Genomic DNA, 12,631 nt, shown 5'->3' with positions numbered 1-12,631 from the left:
ATGTTAAAACAACAACATCATTTAAGAGTGCAGTACCTTTCTTAAAAAGGACTACCTTGCTCGAACAGCATCTCCAGAAAGGAGGTGTTCCAGCCGCACCTTCCGGTACGGCTACCTTGTTACGACTTAGCCCCAGTCACCGGTTTTACCCTAGGACGCTCCTTGCGGTTACGCACTTCAGATACCCCCAGCTTCCATGGCTTGACGGGCGGTGTGTACAAGGCCCGGGAACGTATTCACCGCGCCATGGCTGATGCGCGATTACTAGCGAATCCAGCTTCACGGAGTCGAGTTGCAGACTCCGATCCGAACTGGGAGTGGCTTTGGAGATTAGCATCTTGTCACCAAGTAGCTGCCCTTTGTACCACCCATTGTAACACGTGTGTCGCCCCGGACGTAAGGGCCGTGCTGATTTGACGTCATCCACACCTTCCTCGCATCTTACGACGGCAGTCTTGTTAGAGTCCTCAGCCTGACCTGTTAGTAACTAACAATGTGGGTTGCGCTCGTTATGGCACTTAAGCCGACACCTCACGGCACGAGCTGACGACAACCATGCAGCACCTACATACATGCCATTGCTGGCTTACATCTTTCAACGTAATTCATGTACATTTCAAGCCCGGGTAAGGTTCCTCGCGTATCATCGAATTAAACCACATGTTCCTCCGCTTGTGCGGGCCCCCGTCAATTCCTTTGAGTTTCACCGTTGCCGGCGTACTCCCCAGGTGGATTACTTATCGCTTTCGCTTAGTCACATACGGTATATCGCATACAACTAGTAATCATCGTTTACGGCGTGGACTACCAGGGTATCTAATCCTGTTTGATCCCCACGCTTTCGTGCTTGAGCGTCAGTTATGGCTTAGTAAGCTGCCTACGCAATCGGAGTTCCTCGTTATATCTAAGCATGTCACCGCTACACAACGAATTCCGCCTACTTCATCCATACTCAAGACTCCCAGTTTCAACGGCAGTTTCGGAGTTAAGCCCCGAGATTTCACCGCTGACTTAAAAGCCCGCCTGCGCACCCTTTAAACCCAATAAATCCGGATAACGCTCGCATCCTCCGTATTACCGCGGCTGCTGGCACGGAGTTAGCCGATGCTTATTCGTACAGTACATGCAATAAGGGACGCGTCCCCCTTTTTATTCCTGTACAAAAGAAGTTTACAACCCATAAGGCAGTCTTCCTTCACGCGATTTGGCTGGTTCAGGCTCTCGCCCATTGACCAATATTCCTCACTGCTGCCTCCCGTAGGAGTCTGGTCCGTGTCTCAGTTCCAGTGTGGGGGACAAACCTCTCAGTTCCCCTATCCATCGTTGCTTTGGTGAGCCGTTACCTCACCAACTGGCTAATGGAACGCATGCCCATCTATAACCGATAAATCTTTAACAAATATCTCCATGCGGAGCCCCTGTTTTATGCGGTATTAGTCCGAATTTCTCCGGGTTATCCCCCTGTTATAGGTAGGTTGCATACGCGTTACTCACCCGTGCGCCGGTCGCCATCAAAGTATTGCTACCCTATGCTGCCCCTCGACTTGCATGTGTTAGGCCTATCGCTAGCGTTCATCCTGAGCCAGGATCAAACTCTTCTTTGTATATTCTTTTTTTTAACCTTTTGATCCTGTTCAAGCGTTTTTATTTTACTATTGGGTAATAGTAATTGACGGTAGCACCTTTTTTTACTATCTCTAGCTTTTTATCCAAACCCCAAACTTAACCAGGGTTCAGACTGTGTACTACACTCTATAATGTTGTTATTTCATAATCTCAAAGATCGCTTTCTCTACTCCCATAAACTCCCCGCTGCCGAAGAGCCTTTTAGTGGTAAAGCGGGTGCAAAAGTAGAAAACAATTCTTTACTCTCCAAATATTAAACAACCTTTTTTTAATTATTTTTTTACATAATCACTAACCAAGATAACTATTACATTAATCAACAACATGTTATTAAACCGGATAAATATAATCGTCCAAAAGCACCAAATCGTCATCGTCCTATACCAAACTCATAAGTAAGTTTCAGTGCCAGCCCATGATATGTTGGTTTAACGCCAACTCTTTCCCTTGGCTCAGTCTCTGACCATTCATAGTATTTTGCATTTTGGTAAGAATAAACCAACCCAATATTCCAGGCGCTCTTCCCTTTCTTCGCCATACTCATTCCCAGCGACGTGCTGAAATAAAAGCCTTTACCCATAGCGACTGAATATCCGACTTTTACATCCCAAAAAGGAGTTGTGTTCTCATCAAGAAAATTAATTCGGGGATTGATAAAGACAGGGAGGGATGAATCCTTCTTGTTCAGAGTCATTGCATAACTGGTTCCCACTCCCACATAAAAAATCGGATTAAACTGATATCCCATAGATGTACCGTATTCGAAGCGATAGTTCTTTATCTGGCCGATGCCATGTATATAAGCATAATCAAGAAAAACCCGGAATCCTTTTATTTCGCGATTCCATATCTTTTCCCGCCGCTTAGGCCTTGGAACAGCAAAGGGATCAAAATACTCATCCGGGCTTGCAGCCCTGGTCCCATCGATCATAACAGGCTGATCAACCATCACAGGCATCGGTAAATTACCTCCCGGCTGTTGAACTTGCCTCAGAATATCCTCATGCGGTGATTGCTCCGGGGTCAAACTTTGTGTAGGATTTGAAGGCATGCCTACAGCACCTCCGGCCACCGGTTGCGGTTGCCCCTTTTTCTTTGAATTAGGACTGCCCTCTATATATTTTTGCGGATCGGTTTTCGATAACTCCCCCATTCAGTTCCGCTAAAATGTCCTTCCTCTATTTTTTTTATATCCCCCTGTTGATATATTACTATATTCTCTTTCTGCGAAATACTATCTGTGATTTTTACACTTATAGTTCCGAATTGCCGCTTAACCAGTTTTCCTTTTATCGTTTTACCATTTTTCAGATATATAATATCCAGTCTTTCCACCTTGACAGAATCCTGAGAATAAACCAAACATATACTATAAATGAAAAATATTAAGAAAATTGTTATTTTATGCATAGTAACAGATATTTTCAGTTGATTAATACGATAATAAATATAGCGTAAACTGACAAAAAATCAAAATGACTTTAATTATTATACGATAAAATCAATGTAATTATTATCACCTGTCAGAAAAAATATAATTTTATAAAATACAAGATAAATAGATTTGATTATAATTAATATCTTTGCTGCTCTAAAACATTATAGATAAAGTTTTTTTATTTCGATCACATGTAATAGCTAAAAAATACACCAAATATATACTTTGATTTACTTTATAATATAACATCATACATGAAAACGTCTCTTTTATCTAAAATCACAATTCTGGCTATTGCTTCATTAGTACTACTTGCATCCTGCAAAGACAAGAAGCCCCAATTTACTATCGAGGGGAAAATAAGTAATGCCGATACAACTATACTCTATCTGGAGAAAAGGTCTCTTACCGAAACAACTATAATCGATTCTGTAAAATTAGATAAAGACGGAAACTTTAAATTCACAGAGGTAAATGTTGGCTATCCTGAATTCTATTTACTAAAGCTAAACGGGCAAACAGTCAATTTAGCTGTAGATTCCATAGAAACCATTACAGTGAATGCTCCTAAAGAAACTTTCGCTATGGATTACACAGTTGAAGGCTCTAATAGTTCGGCTAAAATTAAAGATATTGTTTTAGCTCAAAACAAGTTAAGCCAGACTTTTTCCGAATTGAAAAAGAAATTTGAGAGCAAAGAGATATCACAGGATGAATATATCGCAGCTGTGCAAAATGGAGTGAATGAGTATAAAACCAAAGCAAAAGACCTCATATATTCCGATTATAAAAGTTTAGCCGCATATTTTGCGCTTTTCCAAAAGGTAGATAATTATTTGATTTTCGACCCGTACAACAAAAAAGATATCGCTGCATTCCAAGCTGTCGCTACAGTATGGGACACACAATATCCGGCATCTCCCCGCACCGCTAATCTAAAAAACTTCACCTTATCCGCTCTGTCCGAAATCCGCAAAGCGGCAAGCCAGGAAGAAGCTATAAACAGAATAGCAGCATCGGAAGTTACGGACCATAGTACTTATTATGACATCACTTTACCGGATATGCACAATAAGAAGATAAGCATGTCTTCATTGAGAGGAAAAGTCGTTATACTGGATTTCACAGCATACCAAACAGACTTTTCACCGGCTCACAATATTCTGATCAATAAAGCTTATGAAAAGCACAAAGGGAATGTCGAGGTATATCAGGTTTCATTCGACACCGATCTGCATGCATGGCAAAACAGCGCAGTAAATCTGCCCTGGGTTTGCGTAAGAGAGGACAAATCATTGGCATCCGACCTACTGACCAAATACAATGTACAAGGATTCCCCACTACTTTCATTATCAACAAAAAAGGCGAGATCGTAAAAAGGGTATTATCCACGGATGATTTGTCTTCTGAAGTTCAAAAATTATTATAAAAGTTTGCTAAATATTTTGACGGTATAAAAATTATACCTTATCTTTGCTTACAATAGATTGAAAAAAGGAAAAGGAGTTCTGGCCTATACGGCAAGGATTCTTTTTCTTTTTGTCGCTTTAAAAATCAAAAGGAATAATAGTCACTAACTAATTTAACTTTAATTACCATGGCTATCACTTACATGACCGAAGACGGTTACAAAAAGTTGAAAGAAGAAATTAACGCTCTGGAGAGCGAGAGGCCGGCTATCTCGAAACAAATAGCTGAAGCCCGTGATAAAGGCGACCTGTCGGAAAACGCCGAATACGATGCCGCCAAAGAGGCCCAGGGTTTGCTGGAAGCAAAAATAGCGCAGATGAAGAATCTGTTGGCAAACGCCCGTATAATAAACGAAGACGCGATAGGAATCGACGTAGTACAGATACTAAACAAGGTAACCATACGCAATACGAAGAACAACCAGCAAATGACATACACCCTTGTAGCTGAAAGCGAGGCCAACCTGAAAGAGCATAAGATTGCCGTAAGCACTCCTGTTGCGCAAGGCCTTATGGGTAAAAAGGTGGGAGATATTGCCGAAATAAAAGTTCCTTCGGGAATGATGAGTTTCGAAATCGTAAACATCTCTATCTAACAACGGATGGCTAGTATCTTTAGCAGAATAGCAGCCGGTGAGATACCTTCTTACAAGGTGGCAGAGAATGACAAATTCTTTGCCTTCCTTGATATAAATCCCATGGCTAAAGGTCACACTCTAATCATTCCTAAACAGGAAGTGGACTATGTATTCGATCTGGACGATGCGACCATAGGCGAGATAAACATCTTTGCCAAGAAAGTCGCCGGAGCCATCGAAAAGGCTGTTTCATGCCAACGGGTTGGAGTTATGGTAGTAGGACTGGAAGTCCCTCACGCACATATACACCTGATTCCGATAAACAAGGAGTCGGACATGCTGCTATCCAATCCCAGAGTAAAGCTGGAGCAAGCCGAGTTTGAAGAGATTGCCCGGACGATTAGAGAAAATATCTGATAAGATTTATTTCAAAACAGGAAGGGCAGGAATCACGAGGTTTCTGCCCTCTTTGTTATGTCTTATTTCTTACTGTATTTCTTGATCCAATCGAGCAAAAGCAAACAGCCGGGGCCCCCTACTCCCCCATGATCGAAGCCCTGAACTTCGTACATGGTCACATCCTTGTTCCCAAACGACTTTAGGATAGCTTCCAGATGCAGATTCTCCTCATAGCGTGCTGTCATCTCCAGATTACGGTCTCCCGAAATTAATAAAACAGGAGGGATACCTGCCCGTGCCTGATTCAATGGTGCATAAGCATCAACGACAGGAAGATTTTGAGGTATTCCCTGTTCTTTCCTTATGGTATAATGCGTATTAGTCTGACCGCTGATAGGCACCAGCCCCTTTATCTTATCCGCATCAATTCCATATTTTTCAAGATAACTCTTATCCAGTCCCACCATAAGAGTCAGATACCCCCCGGCAGAATGTCCCGACACATAAATATCATTTACACTACCGCCATACGAAGCAATGTTTTGGAAAACCCACGCAACAGAAGCGGCAGCATCCTCTATATACGCCGGATTTGTTGCTTTCGGGCTAAGGCGGTAATTGACTGCCACTACCGCTATACCTTTTTCCTTCAGTTCGTTCGGGATATGCTTTTCCCCGCCTTCAAGGCCCCCGCCATGAAACCAGACCACCACAGGAAAATCTTTCTTATCCACAGGATAGTATATATCCAGTTTACAACGCTCCTTACGGTATGCATCCGTCTCGGCAGCACCGGTATAAGGTACATCCTTTTTCAGTTCATATGTATTCTGTGCGGTTATCGCCAAAGCACAGAAAAGGAAAATCACAATCAAACTTTTTTTCATATAGTCAATATATTAATTTAAGATCAGAAATTTGTAGTAACAAAGGTAACATTATTTACAGTCATCAGTTAGCAGTCATCAGTCAACAACTCGTATCTCGTATCTTGTATACTCGTAACTTCCCCAAAAGGTAACAAAGGTTACACATTTTACAGTCAACAGTTAGCAGCCATCAGTCAACAACTTGTATCTCGTGTCTTGTATACTCGTAACTTCCCCAAAAAGTAACAGATGTAACAGTTTTTACCCAATTCTAATATTGTTACCTTTTCTTTCGTTTCCATCTCCCAAAATATCAAAGAACTTATCCGGACAAAACAAATAAGTAAATGATTTGTATCTGTATAGATAAACTTTGAGATATTTTATAAACATTCAACCTTATAAAATAAACCTGTTACCAAAACTTATTTGACCACTCCCCCGCCCAATGCTTTATATAAAACTACCATTGAGGACAATTCATTCAGGATAGCCGTATTAAGGGCTATCTCGGCATCAAAGAACTGACGTTGGGCATCCAGCAGGTCAATATAGCTGATAACGCCGTTTACATACTGCAATTTAGCCAGTTCGTGGTACGATTTGGCCGAATTGTAAAGAGCTTCCTGTGAACGATATACTTCTTTCATCTTATTAAAAGTCACAATGGAATTATTCACTTCCTTAAATGCTTCAAGAACAGACTTCTCGTAAGTATATACCTCTTGTTCGTAAGCGGCTTTTGCCGCACTATGCCGGGCCTTGTTCTTCCCCATATTGAATATCGGCCCTGTAAGAACCCCCGAAATAAACCAGGTAGGGCTTTTCAGGAAATCGGACAGTTCGTCATTCTCTCCTCCCAAGCGCCCTGTCAGGCTCAGGGACGGAAACATCTCCGTATAGGCAATACCTACACGGGCATTCGCCTCTATTAGTTTTTGCTCTGCCTGTATCATATCCGGACGCCGCTTCAGGAGGGATGAAGGCATATCCACAGGCAAGCTCTGAGGAATTAACTGGTGATTTATATCATCGCCTACCCTCGATATAGTACCTGATGGAAATTCTCCGACCAGGACAAACAAATCATTCTCTTTCAGCTTTATTTCATTTTCCAGATTAGGGATCAGGGTTTCGGTACGTGCGAGTTCCACCAGACTTTGCCGGTATGGAATCTCTGATGTCAGACCTCCCTCATACCGCAATTTGGCAAAACGCACTCCCTCCCGCCGGGCTTCCAGTGTTTGTTTTACGATTTCCAATTCACGGTCAAGCGCTTTCAGTTCGAAATAAGATTGGGCTACCTGTGCCACAATGGTCAGGTGCAGGGCTTTTTGCGCCTCTACAGTCTGCATATAAGCGGCCACGCCCGCATCATTTGCCCAGCGGAATTTGCCCCAGACATCCAGCTCCCACGATACGTTCAGGTTTGCCCGCAGTTCGGGCGTATATTTACTATTATCGCCTCCATAATTCAAATATTCTTTCTGCCCGGCAAGTTCTCCCCCTATCCCGGGAAATAAGTCAGCAAAAGATATACGCTTATTGGCAGCCATCTCCTTTATACGGGCCACGGCAACAAGCATATCTTTATTGTGGCCTAGGGCCCTGGTGATCAATCCCTGCAAAACGGTATCGGAATATAATGTACTCCAGCCGATATCGGATGCATCACCGGTAGCCATACTCCCGGTTTCGAAAGCCCGGGGCACATCCATCCGTGGCTGCTCATATTTTTGTCCTATCTTACACGACGATAAAACGATTGCAGATATGATCAATATATATTTGAGTTTACTCATTTTCATTCCTTTTTATCAGCTTTTTAATTTTCAAGAACTTAGGAAATTTCAATTCGGGTATTCTTAGTTTTTCCTTAAATTTATAGACTAACACAAAGAAAAACGGTACCAGAATTATACCAAAGGTGATGGCTACAATCATACCGAAAAATACGCCCGTACCAATTGAATGCCTGCTTGCAGACCCCGGACCTGAAGCTATCACCATAGGCAGCATACCCAGCACAAAAGCCAGCGATGTCATCAGAATAGGACGAAAGCGCAGTTTTGCCGCCTGCATAGCCGCAAATATGGGTTGCATGCCCGCATCCACCTGTTCTTTCGCAAATTCAACTATCAATATGGCATTTTTCGCGGCAAGGCCGATAAGGGCAACCAGACCTATCTGAAAATAAATATCATTGTCAAGCCCTAAAACCCATATACCCAAGAATGCGCCCAATGCCGCAATAGGTAATGACAGCAAAACTGAAATAGGTACCGTCCAGCTTTCGTACAAAGCGGCAAGGAAAAGGAATACGAAAAGAAATACAAGTCCCAGCACAACTCCCGTCTGGCCGCTGGCCTTTTGTTCCTGAAATGACAACCCGCTCCATGCCACAGCTATGTTGTCGGGCAAACGGTCTTTGGCTATGCGCTGTATTTCATTCATTACCTGTCCCGAACTGTGCCCGGCGGAGGGAGTCACCTGCATAGAGGCAGATGTGTACATATTGAATCGTGTGATATTACCCGGCCCGGTGGTGTAGCTTGTTTTTCCTAAGGCCGTAAGAGGAACCATATCGCCCGTTTTAGTCTTGACGAAGAACAGATTTATATCGTTAGCTGTGGCCCTGTATGATTGGTCGGCCTGTATATAAACTTTATATATACGGTTAAACATATTGAAGTCATTCACATACACCGAACCCAGATAGGCCTTCATTGTAGAGAATATGTCCGACATAGGCACCCCCAGCAGCATGGCCTGATCCCTGTCCACATCAAAATACAACTGCGGGATTTCAGATTGCAAGGAGGATGACACATTCGATATCAACTTCGATTTCTCCGCATAATACATGAATGTATCCGTAGCCGCTATCAGATCGTCCCATTGTGCGTCCGACCTTGCCTGTAGTTTCATTTCCACCCCCCCGGCTGACCCTAACCCCGGGATAACAGGCGGACGGGAGACAAACGACCTGATCTCCGGATAATTATAAAATTCTTTCTGTACATCGCGCATTACTTCATCTACACCTTTTTTCCTTTCCTTCCACGATTTCAGTATCACAGTAAGCGTAGTGCGCCCTTGATTTGTACCTACCCGGGGACTGGAGCCTGTCACATTCTGCACATACTCGACATCGTCGAGAGAGTCTACATATCCGATAGCCCTGTCCGTTACAGTGCGCATACGCTCCAAAGTAGTTCCTTCAGGCATTTCAAGTTCTACTGTAAAATAACCCTGATCTTCCTGCGGTATAAAACTGGTAGGAACAACCTTATTCAACACAAATATAAAAACCATAACCATCCCGAAGCCCACTAAAACACGGCGGGGATTACTGATAACCTTCATCAGTATATTCGCGTATTTACTATTTCCGGTAGCTAACCAGTTATTTATCTTACGGAAAACAACATTCTTCTTTTTACCTTCCTCCTCGGGACGCAGGATCAAGGCACACATGGCAGGACTTAATGTTAGTGCAACCACTGCCGATATCAACACGGAAACGACTATCGTCACCGAAAACTGCCTGTAAAGCGAACCTGTAATACCATCGAGAAAACTAACAGGTACAAATACGGCGGCCAATACCAGAGACGTAGCGATCAGCGCTCCGGCCAGCTGATTCATAGCCAGATGTGTTGCTTCCCTCGCCCCGATCTTCTTTTCTGCCATAATCCGCTCCACATTCTCCACAACCACAATCGCATCATCGACAACAATACCGATAGACAGCACCAACCCTAACAGGGTCAACATATTCAGGGAGAAACCCATCGCCAGCATAAAACCGAAGGTACCTATCAGGGATATCGGAACCGCGACAATAGGAATGATAGAGGCACGCCAGTTTTGTAACGAAAGGAATACAACTATAATAACAAGCGCCAAAGCCTCAAATAACGTTTTATACACTTCATGGATGGACTCCCCGATATACTCCGTCATATCGAAAGGAATCAGATAATCAAGCCCTTCGGGGAAATCTTGTTTTATCTGTACCATAGCTTCTTTCACCTCTTCGGCCACTTCCATGGCGTTGGCGCCCGGAAGCATATATATGCTAAGCATCGTGGCATATTTCCCGTTCAGTCCGCTTTCGGTACTATAAGATGACGCTTCTAGAGAAACCCTTGCTACATCACGCATACGGATAAACGATCCGTCATTGTTGGCCCTCACTACAATATCCTCGAACTGGCTGACCGTAGACAAACGCCCTTGTGCTGTAATAGGCATCGCCACATCGACATTCACAATGGGCTGCTTACCCAATTCTCCTGCCGCCGACTCTCTGTTCTGGTCTTTCAATGCATCCTGCAGATCTTTTATCGTCAAGCCGAAACTAGCCAGCCGATCGGGATATACCCAGATCTGCATACCGTAATAACGGCTACCGACATTGGATACACGCCCTACTCCGGGAATACGCCTGATTACATCGAGTATATTTATAGTGGCATAATTACTCAGGTATATCTCATCATATTTGGGATCATCCGAAGTCAGGGCAATGGTCAATAACTGCCCCGGCGCCTGCTTTTCTACTGTGATGCCACTTTGTAACACCTCGGCAGGCAAGCGGCTCTCGGCGAGCTTTACCCTGTTTTGTATCTCAACCGCCGCAAGGTCTGCATTTGTATTTACATCGAATGTTACAGTTATAGACAATCCCCCGGAATTGGAACTGCCCGACTCCATGTAAATCATACCCGGAGTACCGTTCAATTCCTGTTCTATCGGGGTTGCCACAGCCTGCGACACAGTTGTGGCGTTCGCCCCGGGATAAGATGCGCCGATCTTTACCACCGGAGGCGTTATCTGCGGATATTGCTCTATAGGCAATAATACCAAACCTATAATACCGGTTATAACTATCAATAAAGAAAGTACGGTAGATAAAACAGGCCTTTCTATAAAAAATCCGGGCTTCATTATTTATCCTCCTTCTTTGTTTCTTTATTTTTTTCCTGATCCATTATTTTTTGCTCTTCATCTTTTGTGCGGGGAATCACTTTCTGTCCCTGTGCCAGTTTCTGATATCCTTCAATCACAATATTTTCCCCTACCGAAAGCCCACGGGTAACAACAATCTTGTTGTCCTGTTCAGGGCCGGTTTCTATATAACGCTTTTCCACTATGTTATTAGGGAAGACAACATATATAAAGGCGCCGCCCTTTTCTATCAGAATCGCTTTCCGGGGAACAACGACTACATTTTCCAAGACATCGAGTAATAGTTTGACCCGTGTAAATTGTCCGGGAAGAAGTACCTGGTTAGGATTCGGCAATTCGGCACGCACACCGAATGTACCGGTTTTCGGGTCCACTTGCGGTGATGCGAAGTCGACAATACCTTTCTCATTATAGACCGAATTATCTGCCAGTGTTACTACAACAGTGGGCTGCCATGAGCGGGTAGTGTCGAGTTCTCCGAGATGCACGTTCCGTCTCTGGCTACGCAGGTAATCGAGTGATGTAAGCTTAAAGTCGACAAGTACCGTATCGCGCTTAACAACGGTTGCCAGTAAAGACTTCGAATTGCCTACCAGCGTCCCTATATCCACATAGCGTTCACTTATATAGCCTGACAATGGAGAACGAACCACAGTATAGCTAAGCTGTAGTTCGGCCTGCTCCAAATCAGCCTTGCTCATCGCAACATCGGCCCTGGCCATATTCAATGCTGCTACTGCATTATCCAGATCGAGCCGGCTGGCGGCATTCTGATTATATAACGGTTCTATACGCCTGAGGTCGCTCTCTGCTTTCAGTTCCTTGGCCTCATCCCTTTTCAGTTGCGCTTTTGCCTTTTCTACCCTTGCCTTATAAGTTTTATCGTTTATATAAAACAGCGGTTCGTTAGCCTTCACTTCCTTGCCTTCACTGAAAGTCATCTTTTCGAGGAAACCTTCTACCCGGGCGTGTATCTCTACATTACGGGAAGCCCTGATCAAACCTACATATTCTCCATAAATTTCGATATTGTCCGTTGCTACGGGTTCTACTTCAACAATCGGGGATTCGACTGAAGCCTTCTTACATGCACTCAACAATACAGTGCAAAGTAAAGTTACAGTTAAAGTACGTCTAATGTTGTTCATATATAATATGTTGCAGCATACCGACTTAATAGCATGCTATTTTTGTCTTTCATCATTTATAAGACACAATGCCAGGCATCATCTTTACGAAAACACCGGGCATTTTACTCAAGTAAAGAACACTTTCTA

General features: G+C 43.5%; 9 protein-coding genes and 1 rRNA gene. 3 read left to right on the top strand and 7 right to left on the bottom strand.

The window, feature by feature from the left end:
• Window positions 1–77: 77 nt before the first annotated feature.
• From ACYQ3L_RS27015 to ACYQ3L_RS27005, 3 genes are all read right to left on the bottom strand, one after another.
• Window positions 78–1,604 (bottom strand): 16S ribosomal RNA (locus tag ACYQ3L_RS27015).
• 392 nt (window positions 1,605–1,996) lie between these two features.
• Window positions 1,997–2,779 (bottom strand): hypothetical protein, encoded by a 783-nt coding sequence (locus ACYQ3L_RS27010; RefSeq protein ID WP_379995098.1) that lies wholly within the window; start codon window positions 2,777–2,779, stop codon window positions 1,997–1,999.
• Window positions 2,740–3,036 (bottom strand): hypothetical protein, encoded by a 297-nt coding sequence (locus ACYQ3L_RS27005; protein ID WP_379995100.1) that lies wholly within the window; start codon window positions 3,034–3,036, stop codon window positions 2,740–2,742. The genes ACYQ3L_RS27010 and ACYQ3L_RS27005 overlap by 40 nt, the downstream gene beginning before the upstream one ends.
• A gap of 282 nt (window positions 3,037–3,318) precedes the next feature.
• Between ACYQ3L_RS27005 and ACYQ3L_RS27000 the strand changes: the two genes are divergently transcribed.
• From ACYQ3L_RS27000 to ACYQ3L_RS26990, 3 genes are all read left to right on the top strand, one after another.
• Window positions 3,319–4,494, top strand: a complete 1,176-nt coding sequence (locus tag ACYQ3L_RS27000) for a thioredoxin-like domain-containing protein (protein ID WP_379995102.1) — start codon at window positions 3,319–3,321, stop codon at window positions 4,492–4,494.
• Window positions 4,495–4,662: 168 nt separating this feature from the next.
• A complete protein-coding gene (gene greA / locus ACYQ3L_RS26995; RefSeq protein ID WP_379995104.1) occupies window positions 4,663–5,130 on the top strand; it encodes a transcription elongation factor GreA in 468 nt (155 codons plus the stop codon).
• Between the two features lie 6 nt (window positions 5,131–5,136).
• The gene (locus ACYQ3L_RS26990; protein WP_379995106.1) at window positions 5,137–5,529 is read left to right on the top strand and encodes an HIT family protein; all 393 of its coding nucleotides are present in this window, start codon (window positions 5,137–5,139) and stop codon (window positions 5,527–5,529) included.
• Between the two features lie 62 nt (window positions 5,530–5,591).
• Here ACYQ3L_RS26990 and ACYQ3L_RS26985 read toward each other — a convergent pair whose 3' ends face one another.
• The 4 genes from ACYQ3L_RS26985 to ACYQ3L_RS26970 all read right to left on the bottom strand — a co-directional run bounded on the left by ACYQ3L_RS26985 (window position 5,592) and on the right by ACYQ3L_RS26970 (window position 12,502).
• On the bottom strand, window positions 5,592–6,398 hold the full coding sequence (locus ACYQ3L_RS26985) for an alpha/beta hydrolase (protein WP_379995108.1): 807 nt from the start codon (window positions 6,396–6,398) through the stop codon (window positions 5,592–5,594).
• Window positions 6,399–6,805: 407 nt separating this feature from the next.
• Entirely contained in the window at window positions 6,806–8,182 is a 1,377-nt protein-coding gene (locus ACYQ3L_RS26980; RefSeq protein WP_379995110.1) for an efflux transporter outer membrane subunit, read from the bottom strand.
• Entirely contained in the window at window positions 8,175–11,333 is a 3,159-nt protein-coding gene (locus tag ACYQ3L_RS26975; RefSeq protein ID WP_379995112.1) for an efflux RND transporter permease subunit, read from the bottom strand. Before ACYQ3L_RS26975 ends, ACYQ3L_RS26980 begins: the two co-directional genes overlap by 8 nt.
• Complete coding sequence (locus tag ACYQ3L_RS26970; protein WP_379995114.1) at window positions 11,333–12,502, bottom strand: efflux RND transporter periplasmic adaptor subunit; 1,170 nt, start codon at window positions 12,500–12,502, stop codon at window positions 11,333–11,335. The genes ACYQ3L_RS26975 and ACYQ3L_RS26970 overlap by 1 nt, the downstream gene beginning before the upstream one ends.
• Window positions 12,503–12,631: the final 129 nt, after the last annotated feature.

This window comes from Dysgonomonas termitidis, from assembly GCF_054657735.1.
Note: the sequence above shows the minus strand (reverse complement) of the source record. Positions and strands in the feature narration are given on the sequence as shown.